This window comes from Micromonospora coriariae (genome assembly GCF_900091455.1).
GTDB classification, from domain to species: domain Bacteria; phylum Actinomycetota; class Actinomycetes; order Mycobacteriales; family Micromonosporaceae; genus Micromonospora; species Micromonospora coriariae.
Window position 1 is genome coordinate 3383018 of the sequence record NZ_LT607412.1, and the last position, 26396, is coordinate 3409413.

At 71.4% G+C, this 26396-nt stretch carries 28 protein-coding genes and 4 tRNA genes; 26 read left to right on the forward strand and 6 right to left on the reverse strand.

The window, feature by feature from the left end; all coding sequences use genetic code 11:
• The first annotated feature begins 167 nt into the window (after positions 1-167).
• Positions 168-749, forward strand: coding sequence for an NADH-quinone oxidoreductase subunit B (locus GA0070607_RS15840; protein ID WP_089018911.1), 582 nt, complete (start codon positions 168-170; stop codon positions 747-749).
• 87 nt (positions 750-836) lie between these two features.
• Positions 837-2153: a DUF2252 domain-containing protein gene (locus GA0070607_RS15845; protein ID WP_089018912.1), complete on the forward strand. Its 1317-nt coding sequence runs from the start codon at positions 837-839 to the stop codon at positions 2151-2153.
• Positions 2154-2169: 16 nt separating this feature from the next.
• On the opposite strand, the gene GA0070607_RS15850 is transcribed toward GA0070607_RS15845, so the two are convergent.
• Positions 2170-3216, reverse strand: coding sequence for a glucose 1-dehydrogenase (locus tag GA0070607_RS15850; protein WP_089018913.1), 1047 nt, complete (start codon positions 3214-3216; stop codon positions 2170-2172).
• A gap of 117 nt (positions 3217-3333) precedes the next feature.
• Here GA0070607_RS15850 and GA0070607_RS15855 point away from each other — a divergent pair, with 117 nt between their 5' ends.
• Both GA0070607_RS15855 and GA0070607_RS15860 read left to right on the forward strand, forming a co-directional pair.
• The gene (locus GA0070607_RS15855) at positions 3334-4152 is read left to right on the forward strand and encodes an NADH-quinone oxidoreductase subunit C (RefSeq protein ID WP_089018914.1); all 819 of its coding nucleotides are present in this window, start codon (positions 3334-3336) and stop codon (positions 4150-4152) included.
• Positions 4152-5114, forward strand: coding sequence for a complex I subunit 1/NuoH family protein (locus GA0070607_RS15860; RefSeq protein WP_089018915.1), 963 nt, complete (start codon positions 4152-4154; stop codon positions 5112-5114). The genes GA0070607_RS15855 and GA0070607_RS15860 overlap by 1 nt, the downstream gene beginning before the upstream one ends.
• 12 nt (positions 5115-5126) lie before the next feature.
• On the opposite strand, the gene GA0070607_RS15865 is transcribed toward GA0070607_RS15860, so the two are convergent.
• Positions 5127-6146 (reverse strand): glutathione S-transferase family protein, encoded by a 1020-nt coding sequence (locus GA0070607_RS15865; RefSeq protein WP_089018916.1) that lies wholly within the window; start codon positions 6144-6146, stop codon positions 5127-5129.
• Positions 6147-6236: 90 nt separating this feature from the next.
• Here GA0070607_RS15865 and GA0070607_RS15870 point away from each other — a divergent pair, with 90 nt between their 5' ends.
• On the forward strand, positions 6237-6665 hold the full coding sequence (locus GA0070607_RS15870; RefSeq protein WP_089018917.1) for an ester cyclase: 429 nt from the start codon (positions 6237-6239) through the stop codon (positions 6663-6665).
• Here GA0070607_RS15870 and GA0070607_RS15875 read toward each other — a convergent pair.
• A complete protein-coding gene (locus GA0070607_RS15875; RefSeq protein ID WP_089018918.1) occupies positions 6646-7221 on the reverse strand; it encodes a Uma2 family endonuclease in 576 nt (191 codons plus the stop codon). The genes GA0070607_RS15870 and GA0070607_RS15875 overlap by 20 nt on opposite strands.
• 96 nt (positions 7222-7317) lie before the next feature.
• Here GA0070607_RS15875 and GA0070607_RS15880 point away from each other — a divergent pair, with 96 nt between their 5' ends.
• The 8 genes from GA0070607_RS15880 (at position 7318) to GA0070607_RS15915 (ending at position 16419) form a co-directional block, all read left to right on the forward strand.
• Complete coding sequence (locus GA0070607_RS15880) at positions 7318-7938, forward strand: NuoI/complex I 23 kDa subunit family protein (protein ID WP_089018919.1); 621 nt, start codon at positions 7318-7320, stop codon at positions 7936-7938.
• 40 nt (positions 7939-7978) lie between these two features.
• Complete coding sequence (locus GA0070607_RS15885) at positions 7979-8542, forward strand: NADH-quinone oxidoreductase subunit J family protein (protein WP_089021881.1); 564 nt, start codon at positions 7979-7981, stop codon at positions 8540-8542.
• Complete coding sequence (gene nuoK, locus GA0070607_RS15890; protein WP_089018920.1) at positions 8539-8925, forward strand: NADH-quinone oxidoreductase subunit NuoK; 387 nt, start codon at positions 8539-8541, stop codon at positions 8923-8925. The genes GA0070607_RS15885 and nuoK overlap by 4 nt, the downstream gene beginning before the upstream one ends.
• A gap of 5 nt (positions 8926-8930) precedes the next feature.
• Complete coding sequence (locus GA0070607_RS15895) at positions 8931-10859, forward strand: NADH-quinone oxidoreductase subunit 5 family protein (protein WP_089021882.1); 1929 nt, start codon at positions 8931-8933, stop codon at positions 10857-10859.
• Between the two features lie 173 nt (positions 10860-11032).
• Positions 11033-12541 (forward strand): complex I subunit 4 family protein, encoded by a 1509-nt coding sequence (locus GA0070607_RS15900; RefSeq protein WP_089018921.1) that lies wholly within the window; start codon positions 11033-11035, stop codon positions 12539-12541.
• Entirely contained in the window at positions 12538-14028 is a 1491-nt protein-coding gene (locus GA0070607_RS15905; RefSeq protein WP_089018922.1) for an NADH-quinone oxidoreductase subunit N, read from the forward strand. Before GA0070607_RS15900 ends, GA0070607_RS15905 begins: the two co-directional genes overlap by 4 nt.
• 113 nt (positions 14029-14141) lie before the next feature.
• The gene (gene htpX / locus GA0070607_RS15910) at positions 14142-15017 is read left to right on the forward strand and encodes a zinc metalloprotease HtpX (RefSeq protein WP_089018923.1); all 876 of its coding nucleotides are present in this window, start codon (positions 14142-14144) and stop codon (positions 15015-15017) included.
• Between the two features lie 142 nt (positions 15018-15159).
• Positions 15160-16419 (forward strand): MFS transporter, encoded by a 1260-nt coding sequence (locus GA0070607_RS15915; RefSeq protein WP_089018924.1) that lies wholly within the window; start codon positions 15160-15162, stop codon positions 16417-16419.
• A gap of 113 nt (positions 16420-16532) precedes the next feature.
• Here the strand turns inward: GA0070607_RS15915 and GA0070607_RS33400 are convergent, their stop codons facing one another.
• On the reverse strand, positions 16533-17330 hold the full coding sequence (locus GA0070607_RS33400; RefSeq protein WP_231931066.1) for a MerR family transcriptional regulator: 798 nt from the start codon (positions 17328-17330) through the stop codon (positions 16533-16535).
• 94 nt (positions 17331-17424) lie between these two features.
• Here GA0070607_RS33400 and GA0070607_RS15930 point away from each other — a divergent pair, with 94 nt between their 5' ends.
• Entirely contained in the window at positions 17425-17952 is a 528-nt protein-coding gene (locus GA0070607_RS15930; protein WP_089018925.1) for a dihydrofolate reductase family protein, read from the forward strand.
• A gap of 39 nt (positions 17953-17991) precedes the next feature.
• Here the strand turns inward: GA0070607_RS15930 and GA0070607_RS15935 are convergent, their stop codons facing one another.
• Positions 17992-18486 carry a YajQ family cyclic di-GMP-binding protein gene (locus GA0070607_RS15935; RefSeq protein WP_089018926.1) on the reverse strand — a complete coding sequence of 165 codons (495 nt, stop codon included), beginning with the start codon at positions 18484-18486 and terminating at the stop codon, positions 17992-17994.
• Positions 18487-18633: 147 nt separating this feature from the next.
• On the opposite strand from GA0070607_RS15935, the gene GA0070607_RS15940 reads away from it, so the two are divergent.
• Positions 18634-18717, forward strand: a tRNA-Tyr gene (locus GA0070607_RS15940).
• A 167-nt stretch (positions 18718-18884) separates the two neighbouring features.
• On the opposite strand, the gene GA0070607_RS15945 is transcribed toward GA0070607_RS15940, so the two are convergent.
• On the reverse strand, positions 18885-19349 hold the full coding sequence (locus GA0070607_RS15945) for an HIT family protein (protein ID WP_089018927.1): 465 nt from the start codon (positions 19347-19349) through the stop codon (positions 18885-18887).
• Between the two features lie 154 nt (positions 19350-19503).
• On the opposite strand from GA0070607_RS15945, the gene GA0070607_RS33405 reads away from it, so the two are divergent.
• From GA0070607_RS33405 to nusG, 11 genes are all read left to right on the forward strand, one after another.
• The gene (locus GA0070607_RS33405; protein ID WP_231931067.1) at positions 19504-19719 is read left to right on the forward strand and encodes a hypothetical protein; all 216 of its coding nucleotides are present in this window, start codon (positions 19504-19506) and stop codon (positions 19717-19719) included.
• A 715-nt stretch (positions 19720-20434) separates the two neighbouring features.
• Positions 20435-20563, forward strand: coding sequence for a hypothetical protein (locus tag GA0070607_RS33805; RefSeq protein WP_269458428.1), 129 nt, complete (start codon positions 20435-20437; stop codon positions 20561-20563).
• A gap of 61 nt (positions 20564-20624) precedes the next feature.
• Positions 20625-23153 (forward strand): putative bifunctional diguanylate cyclase/phosphodiesterase, encoded by a 2529-nt coding sequence (locus tag GA0070607_RS15955; RefSeq protein WP_089018928.1) that lies wholly within the window; start codon positions 20625-20627, stop codon positions 23151-23153.
• A gap of 93 nt (positions 23154-23246) precedes the next feature.
• A tRNA-Thr gene (locus GA0070607_RS15960) sits at positions 23247-23319 on the forward strand.
• Between the two features lie 24 nt (positions 23320-23343).
• Positions 23344-23416 (forward strand) — tRNA-Met (locus GA0070607_RS15965).
• Positions 23417-23548: 132 nt separating this feature from the next.
• Positions 23549-23716 carry a 50S ribosomal protein L33 gene (rpmG, locus tag GA0070607_RS15970; RefSeq protein ID WP_007073056.1) on the forward strand — a complete coding sequence of 56 codons (168 nt, stop codon included), beginning with the start codon at positions 23549-23551 and terminating at the stop codon, positions 23714-23716.
• A gap of 126 nt (positions 23717-23842) precedes the next feature.
• Positions 23843-24289 carry a MaoC family dehydratase N-terminal domain-containing protein gene (locus tag GA0070607_RS15975; RefSeq protein ID WP_089018929.1) on the forward strand — a complete coding sequence of 149 codons (447 nt, stop codon included), beginning with the start codon at positions 23843-23845 and terminating at the stop codon, positions 24287-24289.
• 1 nt (position 24290) lies between these two features.
• The gene (locus GA0070607_RS15980) at positions 24291-24683 is read left to right on the forward strand and encodes a MaoC family dehydratase (RefSeq protein ID WP_089018930.1); all 393 of its coding nucleotides are present in this window, start codon (positions 24291-24293) and stop codon (positions 24681-24683) included.
• 128 nt (positions 24684-24811) lie between these two features.
• A tRNA-Trp gene (locus tag GA0070607_RS15985) sits at positions 24812-24884 on the forward strand.
• A gap of 212 nt (positions 24885-25096) precedes the next feature.
• A complete protein-coding gene (gene secE / locus GA0070607_RS15990; RefSeq protein ID WP_089018931.1) occupies positions 25097-25489 on the forward strand; it encodes a preprotein translocase subunit SecE in 393 nt (130 codons plus the stop codon).
• A gap of 41 nt (positions 25490-25530) precedes the next feature.
• Positions 25531-26253, forward strand: a complete 723-nt coding sequence (nusG, locus tag GA0070607_RS15995) for a transcription termination/antitermination protein NusG (protein WP_089018932.1) — start codon at positions 25531-25533, stop codon at positions 26251-26253.
• The last annotated feature ends 143 nt before the right edge of the window (positions 26254-26396 follow it).

Here is a 26396-nt window from a genome sequence, read left to right on the forward strand (position 1 = left end):
GGAAGGTTGCGACTGCCGGAAAGCCGACTGTGCCACGGCTCGCATCGATTGGGGCGGATCCGCACCCCGACGTGTCGGGGCCGGACGCTGGCCTGCGCCGAGCGGCCACCCGGCCGCGTCCGGCCGCTGTGGTTGACTGTCTGACGGGGGACAGGAAGGGGACGCTCGTGCAGCTGCCGGCAGTGCTCGGCGAGCCGATCCGGTTCGTGCTGAACTGGGGCCGCCGCTACTCGCTCTGGGTCTTCAACTTCGGCCTGGCCTGCTGCGCGATCGAGTTCATCGCCACCAGCATGGGTCGGCACGACTTCATCCGGCTCGGCGTGATCCCGTTCGCCCACGGCCCCCGGCAGGCAGACCTGATGGTGGTCTCCGGCACGGTGACCGACAAGATGGCCCCGGCGATCAAGCGGCTCTACGACCAGATGCCGGAGCCGAAGTACGTCATCTCGTTCGGCGCCTGCTCCAACTGTGGTGGCCCGTACTGGGACTCGTACTCGGTGACCAAGGGCGTCGACCAGATCATCCCTGTCGACGTCTACGTGCCCGGCTGCCCGCCCCGGCCGGAGGCGCTGCTGCACGGCATCCTGCGCCTCCAGGAGAAGATCGCCGCCGAGCAGTCCGGCCTCGGTGGGGTGTCCCGGCCGGATCTGCTCGCCGCGCCGGTGGACGCTTCGCCCCGCGACGGCGCCGCCCCGCGCTCCGTCGACTCGCTCACCGCCCCGCCGGTCCGCCCACCCGCCGCCGGCTGACGTCCACGCCCGCATCGGCCCGTCGGCCGAGCGGACCAGTCGGTCGTCTGACGCCCCGGGTGGTCCGGGCGAGCTAGCCTGCGCACCATGAGCAACTCCGTGGACCAGCGGTCAGCCCACATCGTCGCCGTGCTGACCGAGGAGTTCGGCGCGTCCATGGCGATCGACCCGGCCGCCTTCCGCCGCAAGTTCCGCAAGATGGCCGCGTCACCCTTCGCCTTCTACCGGGGCAGCGCCGCCCTGTTCTACGCCGACCAGCGCGGCGACTTCGCCGACGACCGGTTCCTGGACGAGCGGACCAGCCGGGTGTGGATCCACGGCGACCTGCACGCGGAGAACTTCGGCACCTACATGAACGCGTCCGGGCAGTTGGTGTTCAACGTCAACGACTTCGACGAGGCGTACGTCGGGCCGTTCACCTGGGACCTGCGACGGTTCGCGGCCAGCGTCGCGCTGCTCGGCTACAGCAAGGCGCTCTCCGACACGGTGATCGGCGAGCTGGTGGCCGGCTTCGCCGGGTCGTACCTGACCGAGTTGCGGGCGATCGCCGCTGGCGGGGACGACGCCATCGGATCGATCACCCTGGACAACGCGGACGGGGTGCTGCGCCGGGTGCTCCAGCAGGCCCGGCTCAACACCCGGGTCGACCTGCTCGCCGAGCAGACCACCGTCGACAACTACGAGCGGCGCTTCTCGGTCGGCGACGGGGTCTTCGAGGTCGACGGGGACACCCGCGAGAAGGTGCTCGCCGCCTTCGAGGAGTACCTGGGCACGCTGCCCGCCGCCTCGGCCCGGCTGCGTCCGGTGGCGGCGCGGATCAAGGACGTGGTGCTGCGCAAGGGGGTGGGCATCGGCTCGGCCGGGCTGCCGTCGTACAACCTGCTGCTGGAGGGCCACACCCAGGCACTGGAGAACGACGTCGTCATCTACATGAAGCAGGCGCAGGTGCCGGCGGTGGCCCGGTACGTGTCCGACGAGTCGGTGCGCGGCTACTTCCAGCACCAGGGTCACCGGACCGCCGAGTCGCAGCGGGCGTTGCAGGCGCACGCCGACCCGTGGCTCGGCTTCACCGAGCTGGACGGGGCCGGCCAGTTGGTCGCCGAGGTCTCGCCGTACGCCGCCGACCTGGACTGGTCCGACGTCAACGAGCCGGAGGAGCTGACCGGGGTGCTCGCCGACCTCGGCCGGGCGGTGGCGCGGATGCACTCGGTCGCCGACGACGAGTCCAGCCACGACCTGGTGGACTACTCCACCGAGGAGGCGATCGTGGCCGCCGTGGAGACCGACGAGCGGGGCTTCGTCACCCACCTGGTGAAGTTCGCGCACGCGTACGGGCTGCGCGCCCGGCAGGACCACCAACTCTTCGTGGACCTGTTCCGCAACGGCCGGCTACCCGGCATCTGACCGGCCCGCCCACCGCTCAGACCCCGAACTCCAGCACCACCTTGATGTCGTCCGGCTCGGGCGTGTACGCCTCGGCGTACCGCTCGACCTGCACGCGCCGGGTGAGCAGCGACTCCAACCAGGGCTGCTCGGCGCGGCTGAGCGCCTGAGCGGCCATGCTCCAGTGCCGCCGGTTGGCGTTCACCGAGCCGAAGACCACGTTGTTCTCCAGCACCAGCGCCCGGTTGAGCGCGCCGGCGTCGAAGTCGATGGTCCGGCCGCCGCTGGACACCCCGGCCAGGCAGACGATCCCGGTCTGGCCCGCCTTGCACATCACGTCGATGACCACGCTCGGGGCGCCGGTGCACTCGACCACCACGTCCGGCTCGAAGGGCAGGTCGTTGACCGGCACCGTGTGGTACGTGGCGCCCAGCGCGGCGACCAGCTCCGGCTTCGGCCCCGAGGTCGCCCGGTCCAGCACGTGCACGGTGAGCCCGCGCTGGGTGGCGAGCAGCGCGGCCAGCAGCCCGATCGGCCCCGCCCCGGTCACCAGGACCGTCTGCGGCTCCCACTCGGCCCGGTGCCCGATCCGCTCGATGTGGTCCCACGCCTTGGCCACCACGCTGGTCGGCTCGAGCAGCACGCCGACCCGGGCCAGCGCCGGGTCGAGCCGGACCGCGAAGCGTGGCTCGATCCGCCAACGGTCGCGGGCGAACCCCGGCAGCGCCTTGATGCCGTGCTCGGTGAACTGTCCGTTGCGGCACATGTCCCACTCGCCGGCAGCGCAGTTGGGGCAGGGCACCGGATCGGGGTGTCGGACGATCCCGGCCACCAGGTCACCGGGTTGAAAGGCGCCACTCGGGTCTTCCAGCACCCGGCCCAACGACTCGTGCCCGATGATCAGGCGGTCCGAGCCGGGCGGCGCCTCGCCGTACTGCCCATCGAGGATCTCGTGGTCGGTGCCGCAGATCCCCACCGCCAGCGCCTGGACCAGGACGGCGCCCTCCCCGGGCGCCGGCTCGGGTTGATCCTCGACGAGGCTCAGCGAGTTGGCGACTCCGGGTTTCACAGTGACAGCGCGCACGCCCTCATCTTTCCCCGCCCGGCACCGGGTCGTCCCCCAAAGCCGGCAGATCGTCGGGCACCTCGGCTCCACCTCGGCCCGGACGGTGACTTCCACACAGGCCCTAGGATCAGCGGCATGACTCCCGAAGAGGTCGGCGCTCGGCTGGTCGCGCTGCTCGCGCCGGTCGAGGCGACCCCGTCGGTCTCCGGCGGGCAGCGGTACGCCCGGGCCACCGTCGACGTTCCGCCGGCGAACTGGCCGGACGCGCTGCGCGCCGCCCGCGACGACACCGAGCTGGCCTGCGACTTCTTCGACTGGCTTTCCGCCGTGGACGAGCTGGCCGAGGGCTTCGACGTGGTGGCGCACCTCTGGTCGACCCGGCTGCGGCACGGCGTGCTGCTGCGCACCCGGCTGCCGCGGGGCGAGGCCACGGTGGCTTCGGTGGTCGACGTCTATCCGGGCGCCGCGTGGCACGAGCGGGAGACGCACGAGATGTTCGGCATCGGCTTCGCCGGCCACGGGGAACTGCGACCGCTGCTGCTGCCGCCGGAGTTCGAGGGCCATCCGCTGCGCAAGGAATTCGTGCTCGCCTCCCGGGTGGCCAAGCCCTGGCCCGGTGCGAAGGAACCGGGCGAGTCCGAGGCCGGCGGTGGCCGCCGACCGATCCGGCCGCCGGGCGTGCCCGCTCCGGGCGAGTGGGGCACCACACCCACCCCGGCCGGAGCCGGCGGGGCGGGGGAGGGCCCGCGCGGCGGCACCCCGGCCAGACCGGCGGGTGAGCGGCCGGCGCGGCCCGCCCCGGGGGCCCGTCCGGCGCGTACTCCCCGGCCGGCCGGCACCGCCGACGGCCCGGCCGTGCCGGACCAGCCCGCGCCCGGCGCGAGCCCGGGCGGCCCGGTCGCGGACCCGCCGGCGCGCGGCGAACGGACCGACGACGACGGGGGTACGGCCTGATGCCGCTCTGGGTGGAGCTGGTGCTGCGGGTGGGCGGCGTGCTTGTCGCGTTCCTGACCCTGCCGTTGCTGGTGGGGCAGGCCGAACACAAGGTGATGGCGCACATGCAGGGCCGGCTCGGCCCGATGTACGCGGGCGGCTTCCACGGCTGGGCGCAGCTCGTGGCCGACGGGGTCAAGTTCGTGCAGAAGGAGGACATCACGCCGCGCGAGGCGGACCGGACCGTGTTCCGGCTGGCGCCGGCGGTGGCCCTGGTGCCCTACCTGCTGGTGCTGCTGGTCATCCCGCTCGGCCCGAACGACCTGGTCGGGCAACCGTTGGACATCGGCCTCTTCTTCGTGCTGGCAGTGGTCGGCGTCGGGGTGGTGGCGGTGCTGATGTCGGCGTGGGCGTCGGCCAACAAGTACAGCCTGCTGGGCGGATTGCGCGGGGCGGCCCAGCTGCTCGGTTACGAGCTGCCGCTGGTGCTGGCCGCCGCGTCGGTGGCGATGGCGGCCGGCACGCTCAGCCTGTCGGGCATCGTCGAGGCGTGGCAGCCGTGGTGGCTGATCTGGCAGGCGCCCGCGATGATCATCTTTTTCGTCGCCGGGCTGGCCGAGATCCGGCGGCCACCGTTCGACATGCCGGTGGCCGACTCGGAGCTGGTCTTCGGCTACATGACCGAATACACCGGCCTGCGGTTCGCGTTCTTCCTGCTTGCCGAGTACGTCGGCATCGTGGTGATCGCCGCGCTGACCACTGTGCTGTTCCTCGGCGGTTGGCAGGGCCCGTTCGCCGACGACCAGCTCGGCTGGCTCTGGACGCTACTCAAGATCTTCGCGGTGTCCTTCGTGATCATCTGGCTCCGGGTGTCCTACCCCCGCCTCCGCGAGGACCAGCTCCAGCGGCTCTGCTGGCTGGTGCTGGTGCCGGCCTCCCTCGCGCAGCTGGTCCTCACCGCGGCAGTCCGCATCGCCCTCTGACCCGTCCGCCGGTCAGCGCAGCGGAGTGTGTGCGGGGTTGACTGGCTCGGTCGGCGGTGGGGGCGGGGTGCCGTCGCCGAAGGGGCGGCCACCCAGCGCTTCCCGACCGTGTGGGGTGAGCCAGTTGGACAGGTCGGGGCCGAGGGGGACGATCCCGGTCGGGTTGATGTCGCGGTGCACCTCGTAGTAGTGCCGCTTGATGTGGTCGAAGTCGATGGTGTCGCCGAAACCGGGAGTCTGGAACAGGTCCCGGGCGTACGCCCAGAGCACCGGCATCTCGCTGAGCTTCTGCCGGTTGCACTTGAAGTGGCCGTGGTAGACCGGGTCGAAGCGGACCAGCGTGGTGAAGAGCCGCACGTCGGCCTCGGTGATGGTGTCGCCGACCAGGTAGCGCTGGTCGGCCAGCCGCCCGGACAACCAGTCCAGCCGGTCGAACAGCCGGTGGTACGCCTTGTCGTACGCCTCCTGGCTGCCGGCGAAGCCGCACCGGTAGACGCCGTTGTTGACGTCCCGGAACACCACGTCGTTGACCTCGTCGATCTGCGCCCGCAGGTGCTCGGGGTAGAGCTGCGGTGCGCCCTCGCGGTGGTACGCGCCCCACTGCGTGGACAGGTCGAGGCTCATCTGCGCGTAGTCGTTGGTCACCACCTGCCCGGTCGGCACGTCCACGATCGCCGGCACGGTGATGCCACGCTCGTAGCCGGGGAAGCGCTTGAAGTACGCCTCCTGGATGCGCTCGATGCCGAGCACCGGGTCCCGCCCACCGGGGTCCAGGTCGAAGGTCCAGCTGCGGGCGTCGTGGGTGGGGCCGGCCACCGCCATCGAGATGGCGTCCTCCAGCCCGAGCAGCCGCCGCACGATGATCAGGCGGTTGGCCCACGGGCAGGCACGGCTGACCGCGAGCCGGTACCGGCCGGGCTCCACCGGGTACCCGTCCCGCCCGTTCGCCGTGATCCGGGTGGCGATGTACCGCTGGTCCCGGGTGAACTCACCGCCCGGCTCGACGTACTTCCCGCCTGCTGCCTCGCCCACGTCGCCCTCCCGATGCGGTCAGTGTCTCTTCCCTCATCCTTACCGATCTCCGGCTCACCCATGCGCCCTGGGCGCGGATACCCTGCCGGGATGACGGATGTGGAGGCGGCGGCCCGACGTTTCATCGCCGACGTGTGGAACGCGCGCCGCGAGGAGTCCGCGTACGAGTTGATCGCCCAGGAGTGCCCGGGGCTGGGCGGCACCGGACCGGAGGCGACGCTGGCCTGGCACCGGGAGCGGCGGGCGGCCTTCCCGGATCTGCGCTACAAGATCGTGGACGTGGTGGCCGGAGGCGAGCGGGTGGCGGTGCACTGGCGGGCGGCCGGCACGCACGTCGGACAGTTCGGGCCGGTGCCGCCGACCGGGCAGGTGGTCAGCTACTCCGGGGCCACCTTCCTGCGTTTCGACGCGGAGGGTCGGATCGTCGAGGTGTGGAGCTGCAACGAGCTGTTCCAGCTGCTTCAGCAACTCGGCGTCGAGATGCTCCCACCGACCGTCGTCAGCGGGCCCGGGGCGTGATCCGCTCCAGCGGGATGTCCATCTCCCACGGCTCCGGCACGAGAATGCCGTCAGTGAGTCGAGCCTGCTCGACGTAGACCTGCTTCGTCGCGTCGAGCTTGTGGGTGTGTACGACGATGCCGGCCTCGGTCTCTATCCGCCAGAGGTAGGGGATGTCCGCCTCGGCGTAGAGGGCTGGCTTGAGTACCCGATCGATGCTGCGGGACCCTTCCGAGACGATCTCAACCACCAGAAGAACCTGGTCCGGTAGATAGTGCGACGGATTCCGCTCTGCGGCGTCGAGGTAGGTGACCAGCAGATCAGGGATGAAGGAACGCTTCCGCGAGATGCGTACCTCGACACCCTGGGTGACGTCGAGGTCGCGTGGGCAGCTCTCCAGCAGGGCCGAGCCCAGCAGGAGCGCGATGGACTGATGGAGTCGCGTGGGGGAGGGCGACATGAGCAGGTTTCCGTCCAGGATCTCGGGGCGAGGACGGCCGTCGTTGGGCAGGGCGTCCAAGGCGTCGGTCGTCCACTCGCCCGGCGACGGAACGTCGTCGTGCAGCGCGGCGGTCATCGACGGGTCCTTTCCGGTGCGTTCGTTCTCCCCGCGACCACGGTACCGCCGCAGACCCACGGGTGGTGGTCGCGCGCGCCGGGGCCACAGGGCAGGATGGTCGACATGAGCGACCCCAGCGAGCACGGCGGCGCGGCCGGCGGCACCGAGAGCGGCCTCCCGGGCGCGGGTCTGGTGAAGGGGCTGGCGGTCACCCTCAAGACGATGACCAGCCGCTCGACCACCCAGCAGTACCCGGACGTCGCCCCCGAGCTGCCGCCCCGCTCGCGCGGCGTGATCGCGCTGTCCGAGGAGAACTGCACGGTCTGCATGCTGTGCGCCCGCGAGTGTCCGGACTGGTGCATCTACATCGACTCGCACAAGGAGGAGGTGGCGGTGCCCGGCGCCGCCCGCCCCCGCCAGCGCAACGTGCTCGACAAGTTCGACATCGACTTCTCGCTCTGCATGTACTGCGGCATCTGCATCGAGGTCTGCCCGTTCGACGCGCTCTACTGGTCGCCCGAGTTCGAGTACGCCGAGTACGACATCAAGGACCTGCTGCACGACAAGGACCACCTGGGCCAGTGGATGGCCACAGTTCCGCCGCCGCCGGCGCACGACCCGAACGGCGAGCCGGCCAAGGAGGAGACCGCGGCCGCGCGCAAGGCGGCCGCCGCACGTCCGGCCCCGCCGGCGGTACGCCCCGAGCCCGGCGCCGACCCGGGTGCCGCGTCGTGACCGCGCGACAGTCGGCGCTCCCGGCCGGGAGGGCGGCCCGGTGACCGGCGCGGACCTGCTGCTGCTCGCCCTCGGCGCGGTGGCTGTCGGTGCTGGCGTGCTGGTGGTGACCACGAAGCACCTGGTCCGGGCGGGGCTCTACCTGGTGGTCTGCCTGGGCGCGCTGGCCGGCGACTATCTCGTGCTCAGCGCCGAGCTGGTGGCCTGGGTGCAGGTGCTGATCTACGTGGGCGCGGTGGTGGTGCTGCTGCTGTTCGCGGTGATGCTGACCCGGGCGCCGATCGGCGCCTCCGACGACCTGGACCGGCCCGGCTGGCCGGCCGCGCTGATCGGCGGCGGCGCCGGGCTGGGGCTGACCGTCCTGCTGGTCGACGCCTACCGCTGGAGCACGGTGGCGCTGCCCGACGCGGGCACCGCCGAGCGGTTGGGGGAGCAGATCTTCGCCTCGTGGGTGCTGCCGTTCGAGGTGCTCTCCGTACTGCTGCTGTCGGCGCTGGTGGGCGCGGTGGTGCTGTCCCGGCCGGACATCGGCCGGTCCGGTGCGGGAGTGGACGGCACAGCGGCGCCGGACGGGGTGGACGTGACTTCCGGGGGGCGCCGGTGAGACCTGTCATCCCGTACGTCACCGCCGCGTTGCTGTTCGGCCTCGGCGTCTACGGCGTGCTGCGCCGGCGTAACGCGGTGCTGGTGCTGATGGCTGTGGAGTTGATGCTCAACGCGGTGAACCTGATCCTGGTCACCGCGGACACCACCGCCCGATCCGCGCTGCCGCACTCCGGTCAGGTCTTCGCGCTCTTCGTCATCGTCCTCGCCGCCGCCGAGATCGGCGTGGGGTTGGCGATCGTCCTTCAGCTCTACCGGCTGCGCGCCAGCGTGGCGGTGGACGAGGTGCCGTTGACCGAACCCACCGAGTCGCCGCGGACCGCCGGTACGCCGGAGCCAGCCGCCGCCGGCACCGCCGGCCGGGACACGGAGGCGGGCCGGTGACCGGGATGCTGGGCGCTCTGCTGCCCGCCGTACCGCTGGTCGCCGGGCTCCTCGGCCTGCTGCTGCCGCCGGCCCCGCGTCACCCGAGCACAGGTGTGGGCGGCGACGACCGGGCCCGGCGGGTGGCCGTCGCGCTCGGGGTGACCGGCGCGGCCGGCGCGCTCGCGCTGGCCGTCGCACTCCTGGTCACGGTCGACCGGCCCCGGGAGACGTCGACCACCTGGGTCGACCTCGGTGGGCTGACGGTGACCCTCGGCGTGCGGCTGGACGGCGCCGCCGCGCTGGTCGCTGTGGCGGTCGCCGCGGTCGCCCTGGCCGTGCAGGTCTACTCGATCGGCTACCTGCGGCGGGGCCCACACGACGACGTCGACGTCGACCACCGCTACCCGCCGTACGCCGCGCAGATCAGTCTCTTCACCGCCGCGATGCTGCTGGTGGTGGTCGCCGGCGACCTGATCATGCTGCTGGTCGGCTGGGAGGTGATGGGCCTCTGCTCGTACCTGCTCATCGCCCATGACCGCCGGCTGCCCGGTGCGCCCGCCGCCGCGATGAAGGCGTTCCTGGTGACCCGGGTCGGCGACGTCGGGTTCCTGCTCGGCATCGCGCTACTGGGCGTGTCGACGGGCAGTTTCCGGATCGCCGACGTGCTCGCCCACGACCACTCCACCGCGACCCTGACCGCGGCCGGTCTGCTGCTGCTGGCCGGGGTGGCCGGCAAGAGCGCGCAGTTCCCGCTGCACACCTGGCTGCCGGATGCGATGGCCGGCCCGACGCCGATCTCGGCGCTGATCCACGCCGCGACGATGGTGGCCGCCGGGGTGTACGCGGTGACCCGCCTCTATCCGCTGTTCACGGCCGCGCCGGTGACGCTGACCGTGCTCGGGGTGATCGGGTCGATCACCCTGCTGCTCGGCGCGCTCGCCGCCACCGCGCAGGACGACATCAAGCGTGTGCTGGCCTGGTCGACGGTGTCCCAACTGGGCTACATGACCGGCGCGCTGGCGGTCGGCTCACCGTCGGCGGCGCTGTTCCACCTGTTGACCCATGCCGCGTTCAAGGCGCTGCTGTTCCTCGCCGCCGGCGCGGTGATCCACGCGGTGGGCACCACGCTGATGTCGGAGATGGGCGGGCTGCGCCGCAGCATGCCTGTGACCTTCTGGTGCACGGTGGTGGGCCTGGGCGCGCTGGCCGGGGTGCCGCCGTTGGCCGGCTTCTGGAGCAAGGACGGCGTGCTGACGGTCGCCGAGGCTGCTGCCCGTGAGGGCACCGGCCCGGCGCCGTCCTGGGTGGGTTGGCTGGTCTGGCTGGCCGGGCTGGCCGGCGTCGCGATCACCGCCTGGTACGCCGGCCGGCTGCTGCTGCGGACCTTCTTCGGGGCTCCCCGGCTGCCGCTGCTCCGGCCGCACGATCCGCCGGCGGTGCTGCGCTGGCCGGTGCTGCTCCTGGCTGTGCCGGCCGCGCTGCTCGGCCTGGCCGGGTTCGTCGGGGCGTTCGCCGACCGGCTGCGGTTCGCGACCGTGCCGGTGGCGGGCGCGGAGGACGGCCTGGTCCACCTCGGGCCGGGGCTGCTGCTGCCGCTCGCGCTGCTGCTGGTCGGCGCGGGGCTGGTGCTGCTGGGCTGGCGCCGGGATCCGGCCGCCGACCCGGCGGCCGCGCTGGGTCCGCTGCGCCCGGTCTTCGCCCGCGCGTTCCGGCTCGACGACGTCCAGCACGCCCTGGTGGTACGCCCCGTCCGCGCGCTGGCTCGGGCCGCGCGCACCGGCGACGAGGTGGTCGTGGACGGCGCGGTCGAGGGCAGCGGCCGCGCGGCGTCCGGCCTGGGCGCCGGGCTCGCCGCCCTGCACCGGGCGGCACTGCCGCGGGCCGCCGCCGGAGTGCTGGCCGGCGCGCTGTTGATCGGGCTGGCCGCCGCGCTGATCGGAGGGTATCGGTGAGCGCGAGGAGTGAGCCGGTGTTGCGAGCCCCGCAGTCGCGAACAGAGGCGGTCCGGTGAGCGCGAGGAGTGAGCCGGTGTTGCGAGCCCCGCAGTCGCGAACAGAGGCGGTCCGGTGAGCGCGAGGAGTGAGCCGGTGTTGCGGGCCCCGCAGTCGCGAACAGAGGTCATTCGATGAGTTTCGGGCAGGTGCTGCTGGTCGCCGTCCTGGCGCTGCCGGCGCTCGGCGCGGTCGCGGTGGCGGCGACACCGCGGGACCGGGCGGCCCGGCTGGTCGGTACGGTCGCGGCGGCGTTGACCCTGCTGGCCGCGGTGCCACTGGTGCTCGGCGGCCGGAGCTGGTTCGCCTGGTCGGCCGGGGCACCGGCGGTGCGGCCCTGGCACCAGCTGGACCTGCCCTGGGTGCCCGGCCTGGATCTGCGTTTCCACCTCGGCGTCGACGGCATCTCCTGGCCGCTGGTCGTGCTGACCGCGCTGCTCACGCTGCTGTGCTGCGGGTACACGCTGTGGCGGGCGCCGGCCGGCGGCAGTGGCCGGGCGCTGGTCGCGTTGCTGCTGGTGGTCGAGGTGGGCATCCTGGGCACCTTCCTCGCCCTGGACCTGGTGCTGTTCTTCCTCTTCTTCGAGGTCGTCCTGCTGCCGATGTACGCGATCATCGCCGGCTGGGGCGGCGCGGACCGGCGTCGGGCGGCCCGCAAGTTCGCGCTCTACACCCTGCTCGGCTCGGTGCTGCTGCTGGTCGGCGTGTACGTCGTGGTCGCCGCCGCGGGCACCGCCGACGTGGTGGCGCTGACCGGTGGCGGCGGGTTGTCCCGGGGCACCCAACTCGCCGCGTTCACCCTGCTCGCGCTCGCCTTCGCGGTGAAGAGCCCACTCTGGCCGCTGCACTCCTGGTTGCCCGACGCGCACACCCAGGCACCCACGGTGGGCAGTGTCGTGCTGGCCGGGGTGCTGCTCAAGATGGGCACCTACGGCCTGATCCGGGTGGCGGTGGGGGTGGCGCCGGAGGGTGCCCGTTGGGCGGCGCCGGTGCTCGGCGTGCTGGCCGTCGCCGCGATCCTGATCGGCTCGCTGGTCTGCCTGGCCCAGGACGAGGTCAAGCGGCTGATCGCGTACTCCAGCGTCGGCCACATGGGCTTCGTGCTGCTGGGCGTCGCCACGCTGACCACCACCGGCATCCAGGCGGCGCTGATCGGCAACGTCGCGCACGGCGTGATCACCGGCCTGCTGTTCTTCCTGGCCGGCGCGTTGAAGGACCGTACCGGCACGGGCAGCCTGTCCGAGCTGTCCGGGCTGCGGGAGACCGCGCCGCGGCTGGCCGGTCTGCTCGCGTTCGCGGCTGTCGCGTCGCTCGGCCTGCCCGGTCTGGCCGGCTTCTGGGGGGAGGCGTTCGCGGTGATCGCGGCGATCCAGGTGGGCGGCCCGCTCTGGACCACCCTCGGTGTGCTGGCCGCGCTCGGCGGCGCGCTCACCGCCGCGTACTTCCTGCGGCTGCTGCGCCGCGTCACCCATGGCCGGCCGACGACCGCCGTCGGCGGGGTCGGTCCCGCCCTGGCCGGGGCCGAGCTGACCGCGTGGGCGCCGCTGGTGCTGCTCGCCCTGGCCATCGGACTGGCCCCGGCGCTGGTCCTCGGGGTCGCCGAGGCCCCGGTCGACGCCCTGGTGGGGGTGGTCTTCCCATGAACACGGTGCAGAGCGTGGACAGCACGGCGTTGCTGCCGGCCTACCTGGCGGCCGGTACGGCCGTGCTCGTGCTGGTCACCGACCTGCTGCTGGCCCGGCCGCGGGCCACGGTCGTGGTGGCCGCGCTCGGCGCGCTCGGCACCGCCGTCGGTGCCGCCCTGGTCGGGGCGGGTGGGGAGCGGCGGACGTTCTGCGTCGGCGTCGACTGCTCCTGGATCTTCGGCGGCCGGGCCGCCCTGGTCGGCGCTGTGGTGGCGCTGCTCACCCTGGGCGTGCTCGGCTTGTCCGTGCCGGCGCTGCGGGCCGGGCGGTCACCGGTGGGGGAGTACTGCTTCCTGCTCGCCTGCTCGATGACCGGCGGCGTGGTGCTCGGCGCGGCCGGTGACCTGATCACCCTGATCGTCGCCCTGGAGACGCTGACCCTGCCGCTGTACGTGCTGGTCGGCCTGCGCCGGGGGAGTCTGGCCAGCGCCGAAGCGGCGGTCACCTTCTTCGTGGTCAGTGTGGTGGCCACCACGGTCGCCCTGCTCGGCGCCGCGCTGCTGTACGCGGTGACCGGCTCGCTGCACCTGGACCGGCTGGGCACGCTGCTCGCCGAGCGGCCGGAGCTGCGGGACCTGCCGCTGACCACCGCCGCGGTGGCGCTGCTGCTGCTCGGGCTGGCCTTCAAGGTGGCGGCGGTGCCATTCCACGCCTGGGCGCCGGCAACCTACGACGGCGCACCGCTGCCGGTGGCCGCGTACCTGTCCACGGCGTCGAAGGTCGGCGGGGTGGTCGCGTTGCTCGCAGTTGTGCAGCGGGCGCTGCCGGCCGACCAGACCGGTCCGGTGCTGGCCCTGCTCGCGGTGCTCACCATGACCGTCGGCAACCTCGTCGCCCTGCGCCAGCGGCGTACCGTCCGGCTGCTCGCCTGGTCCTCGGTCGCGCAGGCCGGGTACATTCTCGCCCCGCTGGGCGCGTTGGCGCTGGCCGCCGGCCGTACGGGCGAGGCACGGGATGCCGCGTACGCGGCCGCGGTCGCGTACACCGTCTTCTTCGTGGTCCTGGAACTGGCCGCGTTCGCCGGGGTGATCGCGCTGCGCCCGACGGGTGCGGACGGCGGCACCCTGGACGACCTGCGCGGTGCGGCCCGCCGGCACCCGTGGCGGGGTGCGGCGCTCGGTCTCGCACTGGTCGGCCTGGCCGGTCTGCCGCCCGGGTTGGCCGGGTTGTTCGCGAAGGTGACCGTGGTCCGGGCGCTGCTGGACGGTGGCGCCGGGTGGCTGGCGCTGGTGGTGGCGGTGAACGCGGTGATCGGGCTGGCCTACTACCTGCGCATGACCGCCGCCCTGTGGGCGCCGACGGCGACGCCGGGCGTGGCGGTTTCCGGCGGCGCGGTGGCCGTACCTCTGGTGGGTGTGGTGGCGGCGGTGCTCGCGGTGGCCACGGTGGCCGCGGTGGTGCTGGGGGTCGCGCCGCAGTTGGTGCTCGACCTCGCCGGCCGCTGATCGCACCGGGGCAGGTCTCAGTGAACTCTCAGCGTTGAGACGGATGGTTGGCGGGTACCGGGTTGTTGCACCGGTCAGCGGATCCCGGCGATCCGTGCACCGAAGGAGAGATCGTGCACCACAACCGTCTGAAGACCGCCGCGCTGCTCGGCCTGCTCACCGCCCTGATCCTGGCGGTCGGCTACGGGTTCGGCGGCAGTGGCGGCCTGGTCATCGCCGTCCTCGTGTCTCTGGTCATGAACGGCATTTCCTACTTCTACTCCGACAAGCTCGCACTGCGCTCGATGCGGGCACAACCGGTCAGTGAGGCGGAGTTTCCCGAGCTGTACCGGATGGTGCGGGAACTGGCGGCCGAGGCCCGGCAGCCGATGCCGCGGCTCTACGTCAGCCCGACCGCGCAGCCCAACGCGTTCGCCACGGGTCGTAACCCGCAGCACGCGGCGGTCTGTGTGACCCAGGGCATCACCGAGATCCTCGACTACCGCGAGCTGCGCGGTGTGATCGGGCACGAACTGTCGCACGTCTACAACCGCGACATCCTGATCTCCAGCGTGGCGGCCGGTCTGGCCGGCATCATCACCTTCCTGGCGAACATCGCGTTCTTCATCCCGCTGGGCGGTGGCGACGACGAGGACCGGCCGAACCCGGCCGTGCTGCTGCTGACTCTGATCCTGGGGCCGATCGCGGCCACCGTGATCCAGTTGGCGATCAGCCGGAGCCGCGAGTTCCAGGCGGACTCCTCGGGCGCGGAGCTGAGTCGTGACCCGCTGGCCCTGGCCAGCGCACTTCGCAAGATCGATGCGGTGGCCCGGCGCCGGCCGTTGCCGGCACAGGGCCAGCTCACCAGCACCGCGCACCTCATGATCGCGAACCCGTTCCGGGGCGGTGGCGTGGCCGCGCTGTTCTCCACCCACCCGAAGATGGAGGACCGGGTCGCCCGGCTGGAGCAGATGGCCGCCAACTCGGGGCCTGTGCAGTTCCAGCGCTGACCCGCTGATCTCAGCCTCCGCCCGCACCCGTACCGGGTGCGGGCGGAGTGCTGTGTCGGCCGCGATATCCGATACCTCTCACCGACCGGCCGGCGTTAGGGTCGTAACGGTTTACGCTCATTACATTCTCGGGAGGTTCACGGTGGCCGCACTGCGCCAGTACCTGGGTGTCTGGCGGATCCCCGGCGCGCCCATGCTGCTGGTCACCGGCATCATCGGGCGGCTCGGGATCGGCATGACCCCGCTGGCGCTGCTGCTGGTGGTCGAGCAGGTGACCGGGCGGTACGCGCTGGCCGCGGTGGCCGGCGGGATCTACGCCGTCGCCGGTGCCGCGCTCAGCCCGGTGGCCGGGCGCATCGCCGACCGTATCGGCCCGAGCCCCGTCCTGCTGGTCACCGCCGTGGCCCACCCGCTGGCGCTCGTCGGGCTGCTGCTGGCCAGCCGGTCGGGCGCCAACGCACTGGCCACCATCTACGTGGCCGCCGGCATCGCCGGCGCGACCTACCCACCGCTCTCGGCCGCCATCCGCGGCGCGTGGAACGACCTGACCGGTCCCGGTTCCGGCCGGTACCCCCTGCGCAACACGGCGCTGGCCGCGGAGACCACGCTGTTCGAGATCGTGTTCGTGCTGGGCCCGCTGCTCGTCGCCGGATTCGTGCTCGTCGCCGACGCGGCGGCCGCGCTGATCGGAGCGGCCGTCGTCACCCTGGTCGGCACCACCGCCGTGGCCCTCGGCCGGGTGATGCGCGGCTGGCGCCCGCATCCGCGCGAGCACCACGCCCGGGGGCTCGGCCCGCTGCGCGTCGCCGGTTTCCCGGCCCTGCTGGTCTGCGTCGCCGGCATCGGCATCGCGTTCGGTGCCGCCGGCGTGATCGTCCCGGCGTACGCCAGCGGCCACACCACAAACGACCCGGAGAGCCTGGCCGGGATCCTGCTGGCGGTCTGGGGGATCGGCAGCGCCGCCGGCGGGCTCTGGTTCGGTGTCCGTCGGCCGTCGCCGAACATGACCCGCCAGTTCGCCATGCTGCTCGCCGCGCTCGCCGGCACCTTCGTGGTGTTCGCGGTCATGCCCACGCCGCTGGCGCTGGGCGTCGCGTTGGTCGTCGGCGGGGCCACCATCGCCCCCGCGCTGACCCTGGAGAACACCCTGGTCGGCCGGATCGCCCCGGTGAGCATGCTGAACGAGGCGTACACCTGGGTGGTCACCGTCGCGGTGGCGGCGAACGCCGCCGGCGGCGCGGTCGCCGGCCTGATCGTGGATCAAGCCGGCGGCGTGCCGTGGGCGTTCATCTTCGCCGGGGCTGCGGTCGCCGTCGCGGCCGCGGTCGCCGCATGGCCCGCCGGGCCCATCGCCCGCGCGGAAACCTCGACGGTACGCACCGAAGAGCCGGTCGCCGCCTGACCCAACGCCCGCGTCGCGCGTGATCAACTCGGCTTCGGTGATGTCGTGGTTTCCCGCTGCCCGGGATGCCCCCACACCCAGGAACCCGAGTCGATCTCCAGTCCAGCAGCCGCTCAGTCCAGGGGTTGGGAGGCGGTCGTGGGGACCGGTGACGGGAACGGGAGCGGGCAGCAGGGGGAGCCGGCGCAGGCCACCAGGTCGTCGCAGCCGGCGGAGATCGCCGCTCGCAGGGAGTCCCGGACGGCCGTCAGGTCGGCCAGCCTCCGCTCCACCTCGGCCAGCTTGGCCGTGGCCCGGGCCGGTAGGGCGGCGCCCGAGTCGTGGCGGCGCCGCCCGCCGTCGAGCAGGTCGGCGACCTCGCCGAGCGTGAAACCGAGACGCTGCGCGGTCTTGATGACGCGCAGCCGCGTGACCGACTCCACCGGATACAGCCGGTGCCCGCCGGGCGAACGCCGTGGCGCCGCCAGCAGGCCGCGACGTTCGTAGTAGCGCAATGTCTGCGGGTTCACCCCGGCCACACCGGCCAGTTGACCGCTGCGCAACCACGACCCGGCCGACCCGGGTACGCCGGCGGGCCGCGCCCGCTCGGCGAGGGCGTCGAGGACGCCGACGTGCGAGGACGGCACCCGTACGTCGAGCGTCACCGCGTCCGGGCCCGTCCGCGTCACGTCGAAGGTGAAGAACGAGCAGCACGCCGACTCGCGGGCGGTCAGGTCCCGGGCGGTGCGCTCAGCGTCCGCCGTGCCGACCAGGTGCAGCCGCAGGAGCTGCGCGGACGGCCGTTCCAGCCGTCGGACGACGTCGGCGAAGAAGCGGTCGAACTCGGCGAGGCGGACGGGCTGCTCGGCGGTGGGCAGGCGGCAGGAGTCAGGAACCCACGTATCGTCCGTCCCGGGGTGTCGGTCGCTCACCACTCGACGGTAAGCCCGTACCCGGGTACCGGATGCAAGCCCGCACTCCCGCGGCTCCAAGCGGTCTTGCGGACCGACCGGTGGAAGGAGACCCATGGCAAAGCTGCTGTACTCCGCGACAGCGTCGCTCGACGGCTACATCGCCGGCCCGGGCGGTGACATGTCCTGGCTGACCGAGCACCTCGTCGGCGACAACCCGACGGCGGACAACCTGTTGGCCAACATCGGCGCGATCCTGGCCGGCAACGGCACCTTCGGCGGCGACGACCCGAACCGCGGCACCGACAGCGAAGGGGCCTTCGGCGGTCGGTACCACGGACCGGTGGTCGTGCTCACCCACCGACCGCCGGCCGAGCCAACCCCCGGCGTCACGTTCGCCGGCGACCTGCACAGCGCCGTCGCGCAGGCGAAGGAGGCCGCCGGGGACAAGTACGTGAACGTGCTCGGCGCGAACGTGGCCAAACAGTGCATCCAGGCCGGGCTGCTCGACGAGATCCTGATGCTCTTCGCCCCGGTGCTGCTCGGCGACGGCGTACGCATGTTCGACCAGCCGGGCGGAACCCGGGTGCGACTGGCGCCGGTATCCGGCGAGACCGCCCACTGGTACAGCGTTCTCTACTGAGCGAGAGCCCGGGCGCTCGTCGCGGGCGCCAGTTGGCCCCTACCGGTAGTTGGTGAACTGGAGCGCGACGCCGAAGTCCTCGCCCTTGAGCAGCGAGATGACCGCCTGGAGGTCGTCCCTCTTCTTGCCGGTGACGCGCAGCTGGTCGCCCTGGATCTGGGCCTGGACGCCCTTGGGGCCCTCGTCGCGGATCTTCTTGCTGATCGCCTTGGCCTTGTCCGTCTCGATGCCCTGGATCACCTTGCAGTCAATCTTGAACACCTTGCCGGACGGGCGAGCCTCGCCGGCGTCCAGCGACTTGAGCGAGATGTTCCGCTTGACCAGCTTCTCCTTGAACACGTCCAGCGCGGCGCGCACCCGCTCCTCGGTCTCCGCCTGCAGGCCGATCGCCTCCTCGCCCGACCAGGAGATCTCCGCGCCGGTGCCACGGAAGTCGAACCGCGTCGAGAGCTCCTTCTCCGCCTGGCGGAGGGCGTTGTCGACCTCCTGGCGGTCGACCTTGCTCACGATGTCGAACGACGGGTTCGCTGCCATGCTTCTGCTCCTGCTGTCCGGCGGTCTGGGCCTGCCGTCGGCCGCCGACCGGCGGCACGACCCCCTGACCGTACCCGGTTGCGCCGGTGCCGGGGGGAGCCGCTATCCTTGCTTCCGCCGCCGCGTTGCGACGCGGTGGGGTGCCCTGGCGGGTTGCCCGAGCGGCCAATGGGAGCGGACTGTAAATCCGTCGCGAAAGCTACAGAGGTTCGAATCCTCTACCCGCCACCAGGCAACGGCGAGGCCCCTGACCTGCGGGAACGTAGATCAGGGGCCTTTGTCGTCTGCTGCCGCTGTTGACCGCCGTTGCGCCTGATCGGTACCTCGAACTCGACTGGCAGTACGTCGAGCGTGTCGAGGGGTGGATACCGGCCAGTGGACGGCCCGGCCGGCCGCCCTCACGTACTTTTCAGGTGACGTGCGATGGCGGCGCGAAGCTCGTCGTGTTGGGGGCCAAGGGCGGTTGCTGGGTCACGCCACGTGTCTGGCGGATAGAGCCAGACGGGCATCCCGACGAGGCGGGGCGGTTCCCACTCGTACCGAGGCCATATGTGGGCATGCAGGTAAGGGTCGGTGTTGCCGAGGATCTCCAGGTTGATGCGGCGGAAGGCCGGATCTAGTTCGGCGCAGGCCCGCTCGACTGCCTCACCGAGCCGTTCCATGCTTTCCAAGTAGGCCAACCGGTCCGGTCGCCGTAGATCAGTCAGTCGTCCCACGCTCGGATCGTCGGTGAGCAGCACGCAGTAGCCGGGCAGCCATTGCACGTCACCGATGACCGCGAAGCCTCCGGGCAGACGGGCTAGAACTGTGGGATTTTCTCCCCGTAGGGCTGAGCCGATGCGGTCGTTCCGCCACTGCGTCATAACGCCATGCTGCCTGCCTGGCCTCTCATAGATCAACTCCGCAAGGGCTCACCGGGGACAGCATCGTCGACAACATCACGCTGTACTGGCTGACGGGTACGGCGTCTCGTCCGCCCGGTGGTACTGGGGATTTGGTCGGACCATCGCCGCGGCCATGGCGGCCGGCCAGGCGCCTCCGCCGGTCACGGTTCTGGTCGGCTTCACGACGTTCCCCGACGAGATCTGGGCTGCCCCGCGCAGCTGGGCCGAGACGGTCTACCTCGACCTCGCGTACTTCAACGAGGTCGACCGCGGCGGTCACTTCGCCGCCTGGGGGGAGCCGGAGCTCTTCGCCACCGAGGTGCAGGCCTCGTTCCGGCCGCTGCGGTAACGCTGAGCCCTCCCAGTTCGCGTGACCCTGGCCACTGATCCGCCGTGCGCGTAGGGGAGCGGTTCCGGGATTGGGATGGCCGGCGGCACGCCTACCCCGGACAAGGGGTTGATCCAGCCGGCTTCCGTTCACGCCACTTCTGGAGGGTGGCGTGGGGACGAATGTTGGGCACCGGAGCGGCTGGCGGGATGAGCGACTCAGCGCGTGGGCGGGCGATGACTGTTGTCGCCGTGTTGATCCGTCCCGACAGCTGTGGAGGTGAAGCCATCCAGCGGCGGTCATCGATGTGTTGACTCTGTTGAGCTGTGCCGAGATCTTTCGGGTGCGGCTACGGCGCCGACAGTCGCACGCCGGAACCGTGCCCGTGGAGAGGCTGGCGCGATCGCGATGAACCGGTATGGTGGTCGATGGCCGGGCGGCACCCGGGCGCGCCGGTGCCAGCACAAGCGTTACGCACAGTGGTCGCCGCACCGAATTGGATGACTGCCTCACACCTGGACCGAATTGCCTTGAAGGTCGTAATCCACACTGTACGAAGCGATGAGGGGCCCGCAAGCCCATCATCTGGAGCGGCGCGATGACGGGGTGGGCCGAACGGCGGGAAGTCACGGACGGTGGGGCCAGTCGGGGCCTCCGCCACTTCTCTCGCTGCCCGCACTGTGGCACGATCGTGGAATCTTCACCATCCCCACGACACTTTCCGACAGGAGCAATCATGTCTGGTCGTAGGTTGGGCCGGCTGTTTGGCTCACTCTTCATCCTCGCTGCCGTCGCCAGCGTCGTCGTCGCCAACCACGGTGGCGTCCCGGCGGAACTGCACATGGCGGACGTCATCTGGGTCTGACAACTCCGCCCGACGGGCTGTCGATCCTCTTACGACATACGCCTGACGAACAGGGAGCGGGATGATCGCGCGCGACCAGTTGAGGCGTAGGTCGTCGGAGGACGCCTGGATCATCACGGCTCCGCTGATCCTTCTCGCGGTCGCCTGCGCGACTCTCACCGGTCTGGTCGCTGACCGGCCGTTCGGCGAGTGGCGCTGGGCCGCGTTATTGCTAGCGGCGTTGATCGCCGCCGGTCTTCCGCTGCTGGTGCTGGTCGTTCGCCGGCAGTCGGTGGCAATGACGCTCACCGAGTTGCCGCTCGTACTGGCGCTGTTCTTCCTGCCGCCGCTGACGGTCGTGGTCATCTACACGCTCGCGTCCCTGGTCACGCAACTGCGACATCGGATAACGGCGCCCAAGGTCTGGTTCAACGTCGCGCGGGCCGCCGCCGGGACGTCGCTCGCCACCCTGCTTCTCCAAGCGCTGCCGCCGAGGTTAGGTGTCGGCCCGGCAACCTGGGTGAGTCTCTGTTGTGCGATCAGTGTGGTGATCGTGGTCAGCCTCACCGCTGTCGCATCCGTGCACATCCTCCTCCAAGGCTGGCAGGCCGGCCGGGAGACGCTCCACGCGGTGCCGTCCGTGTTCCTGACCGCGGGCATCAACGTCTCGGCGGGGCTGATCGTTCTGATCCTGATCCGGGTGTCCTGGTGGTCGCTGCTACCGCTGGCCGCGCTGGCGGCCGGGCTCGCGCTGGTCTACCGCTCGTACACCCAGTTCTTCCGCCAGCACCGCACGCTGACCGACATGTACGAGCTGAGCCGGGCGGTCGCGGCCAGCGGTCAGGACGGCACCCTGGTCGACGCCCTGCTCGGGCGGGTACGCGCGCTGATGCAGGCCGAGTACGCCACCCTCTGGTTGCCGGCGCAGGGGCGACACCCGGAAATCCTGCTCACCGCGCGGTTCGAGGATTCCGGCCTGTTGGACCTGTCCCTGACTCCGCCCGCACTGCGGGAAAGAGTGCTGGAGACTGCTCGCCCGGTCACGGTCGGCCGTGGACTCACCAGTGATCCCGAGTTCCGAGCCAGCCTCGCTGAGCGGGGGGTCAAGGACACGGTCGTCGTTCCACTCCGGTCCGGCGGTGTCGTGATCGGGACGTTGGAGGTCACCAACCGGCTCGCTGACCCCCTGTACTTCACCCAGCGCGACATCTCGGTCTTCGAGACGGTGGCCGCGCACGCGGCGGTGGCGCTGGAGAATTCCCGGCTGGTCGACCGGCTGCGGCACGACGCGTACCACGACGCGCTGACCCGGCTGCCGAACCGGCGGCGGATCAATGGAGCGCTGGAGGAGTCGGTCAAGATCCGCGCGCCGGGCGAGGTGGTGGCCCTGCTGCTCTTCGACGTCGACGGGCTGCGTCAGGTCAACGAGTCCCTCGGTCACGCGGCCGGGGACAAGGTCCTCGCCGAGGTTGCCAACCGGTTGCGGGCCAGCGCGCCGTCGTCGGCCCTGGTCGGCCGGGCCGGCGGGGACGAGTTCCTGGTGACGCTGCGGTTGGAGAGCGCCGACGCGGCACTGGAGCTGGCCGGCCAGTTGCGTGACCAGATCCGCGACGAGATGGTCTTCGACGCGCTCACCCTCGACGTGGACACCGCCGTAGGGGTGGCCGTACACCCGGATCACGGCAGCGACGCGGCGACCCTGCTGCTCCGGGTCGACCTCGCCGCCACTGCCGCCAAGTCGGTGCCGGGCAGTGTGCAGCTGTTCAACCCGGCCCTGGAGTCCCGATCGCTGCGCCGGCTGGGCCTCGCCGGCGACCTGCGCCGGGCCCTGGACAACGACGAGCTGGAGGTCTACTTCCAGCCGAAGGTGACACTGCGGGACCGCTACCTGGTCGGTGTCGAGTGCCTGGCCCGGTGGGAGCACCCCACGCACGGCTTTGTCGCGCCCGAGGACTTCGTGGCGGTGGCCGAACACACCGGTCAGTTGAGCCGGCTCACCGAGGTGGTGCTCCGCGAGGGGCTGCGGCGCAGCCGGGACTGGGCCCAGGCCGACCAGCCGCTGTCCATCGCGGTCAACCTCGCCGCCCGTACGCTCACCGACCAGCATTTCCCTGACCGCGTGCAGGAACTGCTGACGGAGTACGGGGTGCCGGCGCAGCGCCTCACCCTGGAGATCACCGAGGCGGGGGTGCTGGACGGCACCGACCGGCCCATCCCGACCCTGCGCCGGCTGCGCGACCTCGGCGTCCGGCTGTCGGTGGACGACTTCGGCACCGGCGACTCGTCCCTGGCCCACCTCCGCCGGCTGCCTGTGCACGAGGTGAAGGTGGACCGCTCCTTCGTGCAGGGCATGGCGACCGACCCGGGTGACCTGGCGATCGTCAACGCGGTGGTGACGCTGTCCCAGCAGTTCGGCCTGGCGGTGGTCGCCGAGGGCGTGGAGAGCGAGCTGACCCTGGAGCTCCTGCAGGACATCGGCTGCGAGATCGGCCAGGGCTTCCTGTTCAGCCGACCGCTGCCGTACGAGCGTCTGGCCGCCTGGTTCGGCGCCCAGGCCGACCCGGAAACGATCTCCGGCGGGGAGCTCCCACGCCTTCGTGTCGTGCCCTGAGCTGGGCGCGGACGATCACCGGGGATCCGATTTCACCTGTCGAGGCGGGCCGTGTACTCTTACTTCTGCGCGCCTCCCGGGGAGATCGCGCAGGCCCCCTTAGCTCAGTCGGCAGAGCGTCTCCATGGTAAGGAGAAGGTCTACGGTTCGATTCCGTAAGGGGGCTCGAGGGTTCAGCTGGACCCACCGCGGCGGTGTAGCTCAGATGGCAGAGCAAGCGGCTCATAATCGCTGTGTCGCCGGTTCAAGTCCGGCCACCGCTACTCTCGTCTTCCGGGCACGGTCCCGGTGGTCGTGGGGATGGGCGCCACTGGCGCCCACTTTGCATGTCCGCGCAGTCAGCGACTAGGCTGACGCGTCGTAGTTGTTTCCGTTAGCGAGGAAGGCACTCCGCCGTGGCGAAGGCTACCGATGTCCGGCCGAAGATCACTTTGGCGTGTGTGGAGTGCAAGGAGCGCAACTACATCACGCGCAAGAACCGTCGTAACGACCCCGACCGCATCGAGCTGAAGAAGTTCTGCCCGCGCGACGGTCGGCACACGGTTCACCGCGAGACCCGCTGACCTGCGGCCGGCCCCACGCCGGCCATTGTTGAAGCTTTCCCGATCGCCGATCTGACCGGGCTGGTGCGGTTCCACCGCCGCCGCCCGAGCAGATCGGCGATTGTGTTTTCCGTGTAGGTTCGCGGCATGTCTCTGGACCCTTCCTTCGTCGGCCGGACCTATCCGCCGACCGCCCCCTACCAGGTGGGCCGAGAAAAGATCCGTGAGTTCGCCACCGCCATCGGCGCCACCGACCCGGTCCACCACGACCCGGAGGCGGCCCGGACGCTGGGCCACCCGGACGTGGTCGCCCCGCCGACCTTCCCGGTGGTCGTCACGATGGCCGCGAGCCGCCAGATCGTCGAGGATCCGGCGCTCGGCGTCGACTACAGCCGCGTGGTGCACGGCGACCAGCGGTTCGCGTACACCCGGCCGGTGGTCGCGGGCGACGAGCTGGTCTGCGCGAGCACCATCGAGGACGTCAGCACCCGGGGCGGGCACGGCTTCCTGACCACCCGCACCGACGTGCGCACGGTCGCCGGCGAGCCGGTGGTCGCCGTCTGGTCCAAGATCGTCGTACGTGGGGAGGCGTGAGATGGAGCTGCCAGCCAAGACGTTCCAGGTGACCCGCGCGGACCTGGTCCGCTACGCCGGCGCCTCGGGTGACTTCAACCCGATCCACTGGAGCGACCGGTTCGCCACCAAGGTGGGTCTGCCCGGCGTGATCGCGCACGGCATGTTCACGATGGCTCTGGTCGGCCGGGCCATCACCGAGTGGGCCGGGACGCCCGATGCGGTGGTCGACTACGGCGTCCGGTTCACCCGGCCGGTCGTGGTCCCGGACGACGACCAGGGGACCGAGATCGAGGTCACCGCGGTGGTCCGTGAGGTGACCGAGGACGGCCTGACCCGGCTCGACGTGACAGCCACCTGCCTGGGAGAAAAGGTGCTCTCGCAGGCGCGGGCCACCATCCGGACGGCACGCTGAATCTTCCCGCCACGCGAGGCGGGGAGACCGGTTGGGAAAGTCGGGCGGCTACCCGTACACTGGTCCGCCGTGGGGCAAGTGACCCCTGCTCGGCCGTCTGTGGCCGCGTGGGGCGAGAGTTGCCGCACAGGGGTGTAGCTCAATTGGCAGAGCAGCGGTCTCCAAAACCGCAGGCTGCAGGTTCAAGTCCTGTCACCCCTGCGCCTCAGGCCTGACCGTTCCCGTGGGTCGCGCCGCCGACATGGCGGCGTCCGGCCCGTGGTGGTGGCATTGGCGGGGTGGCTCCGAGGCAATCGGGCCCCCCGGTTGATCCACCGGCCGCGGCCCGTCGCGGGACGGTTGGTCCGGCCGGCGTGACCAGCGCCGCGCACGCCGCCCGGCGTGCGACCCGAGATTCCGCGACGGAGGGCGAAGTGGCCGACAACAAGCGGCGCGGCGAGGACGCCGGCGACGATCGTCTGGACGACGAGGTCGTCGACGACGTAGCCGACGACGACGCCACCAGCGCGGACGAGCCGGTCTCCCGGGGAGGCACCGCGACGCGGTCCCGCGCCCGGGCGGAGTCGGCGGACAGCCGGCCGACCACCCGGTCGGAAACCGGTCGGGTGGGCGTGTTCGGCCGCATCGCCCGGTTTTTCCGCGAGGTAGTGGCCGAGCTGCGTAAGGTCATCTGGCCGACGCGCAAGGAGTTGCTGACATACACCGCCGTGGTGGTGGCGTTCGTCGCGGTGATGCTGACGATCGTGGGTGTGCTGGACTACGGCTTCGCCAAGGTCGTGCTGTTTGTCTTCGGCAACTCGAGCTGACCGGCTGCCTCCAGAGCCGATAGTGACGGAAGTGAGCGAGCGTGCCTGAGTACGACGAGACCGCCGGACCGGTGGACGAGCAGTCCACGGTCGCGACGGCGGCTGGTGACGAGTCGGTTGAGGCCGCCAGCGAGCCGGAGTTCCCAACCACCGAGCCCGCCCCGGACGAGGAGTACGACCCGGTCGCCGAGCTGCGTCAGAAGCTGCGTTACGCGCCGGGCGACTGGTACGTGGTGCACTCCTACGCCGGCTACGAGAACAAGGTCAAGACCAACCTCGAGACCCGGATCACGAGCCTCGACATGGAGGAATTCATCTACCAGGTCGAGGTGCCGACCCGGGAAGAGGTCGAGGTCAAGAACGGTAAGCGTTCGCAGATCCAGGCCAAGGTCTTCCCGGGCTACATCCTGGTTCGGATGGAGCTGACGGCCGAGTCCTACTCCTGCGTCCGTAACACCCCGGGCGTGACCGGCTTCGTCGGCGCGACCGACCGGGCCGACCGGCCCGCGCCGCTCTCCCTCGACGAGGTGCTGAAGTGGCTGGCGCCGGCGATCGAGACCGAGCAGAAGAAGGCGAAGCCCGAGATCAAGGTCCTCGACTTCGAGGTGGGTGACTCGGTCACCGTCACCGACGGCGCGTTCGCGTCGCTGCCGGCCACGATCAGCGAGATCAACGCCGACCAGCAGAAGCTCAAGGTGCTGGTGTCGATCTTCGGCCGGGAGACCCCGGTGGAGCTCAACTTCAACCAGGTCGCCAAGATCTGACCGGTCGTCAGCGGCGGGCCCGGCCCGCCGCTGACGTCGGCGTACGCCCTCCCGCTCGACCTCGGCGGACGAGTGGGCTGCGGCCTGCGCTACTCTTGAACGTCGCCGCTGTCGCATCGCGTTGACCGTGCGCGCCCCGAGAG

Bases quoted from the DNA above. Each gene is read 5' to 3' on its own strand.
- GA0070607_RS15845 (WP_089018912.1), top strand. From the start codon at position 837: ATGAGCAACTCCGTGGACCAGCGGTCAGCCCACATCGTCGCCGTGCTG.
- GA0070607_RS15855 (WP_089018914.1), top strand. From the start codon at position 3,334: ATGACTCCCGAAGAGGTCGGCGCTCGGCTGGTCGCGCTGCTCGCGCCG.
- GA0070607_RS15860 (WP_089018915.1), top strand. From the start codon at position 4,152: ATGCCGCTCTGGGTGGAGCTGGTGCTGCGGGTGGGCGGCGTGCTTGTC.
- GA0070607_RS15870 (WP_089018917.1), top strand. From the start codon at position 6,237: ATGACGGATGTGGAGGCGGCGGCCCGACGTTTCATCGCCGACGTGTGG.
- GA0070607_RS15875 (WP_089018918.1), bottom strand. From the start codon at position 7,221: ATGACCGCCGCGCTGCACGACGACGTTCCGTCGCCGGGCGAGTGGACG.
- GA0070607_RS15880 (WP_089018919.1), top strand. From the start codon at position 7,318: ATGGTCGACATGAGCGACCCCAGCGAGCACGGCGGCGCGGCCGGCGGC.
- GA0070607_RS15895 (WP_089021882.1), top strand. From the start codon at position 8,931: ATGCTGGGCGCTCTGCTGCCCGCCGTACCGCTGGTCGCCGGGCTCCTC.
- GA0070607_RS15900 (WP_089018921.1), top strand. From the start codon at position 11,033: ATGAGTTTCGGGCAGGTGCTGCTGGTCGCCGTCCTGGCGCTGCCGGCG.
- GA0070607_RS15905 (WP_089018922.1), top strand. From the start codon at position 12,538: ATGAACACGGTGCAGAGCGTGGACAGCACGGCGTTGCTGCCGGCCTAC.
- GA0070607_RS15930 (WP_089018925.1), top strand. From the start codon at position 17,425: ATGGCAAAGCTGCTGTACTCCGCGACAGCGTCGCTCGACGGCTACATC.
- GA0070607_RS15935 (WP_089018926.1), bottom strand. From the start codon at position 18,486: ATGGCAGCGAACCCGTCGTTCGACATCGTGAGCAAGGTCGACCGCCAG.
- GA0070607_RS15945 (WP_089018927.1), bottom strand. From the start codon at position 19,349: ATGACGCAGTGGCGGAACGACCGCATCGGCTCAGCCCTACGGGGAGAA.
- GA0070607_RS33405 (WP_231931067.1), top strand. From the start codon at position 19,504: ATGGCGGCCGGCCAGGCGCCTCCGCCGGTCACGGTTCTGGTCGGCTTC.
- GA0070607_RS33805 (WP_269458428.1), top strand. From the start codon at position 20,435: ATGTCTGGTCGTAGGTTGGGCCGGCTGTTTGGCTCACTCTTCATCCTC.
- GA0070607_RS15955 (WP_089018928.1), top strand. From the start codon at position 20,625: ATGATCGCGCGCGACCAGTTGAGGCGTAGGTCGTCGGAGGACGCCTGG.
- GA0070607_RS15975 (WP_089018929.1), top strand. From the start codon at position 23,843: ATGTCTCTGGACCCTTCCTTCGTCGGCCGGACCTATCCGCCGACCGCC.
- GA0070607_RS15980 (WP_089018930.1), top strand. From the start codon at position 24,291: ATGGAGCTGCCAGCCAAGACGTTCCAGGTGACCCGCGCGGACCTGGTC.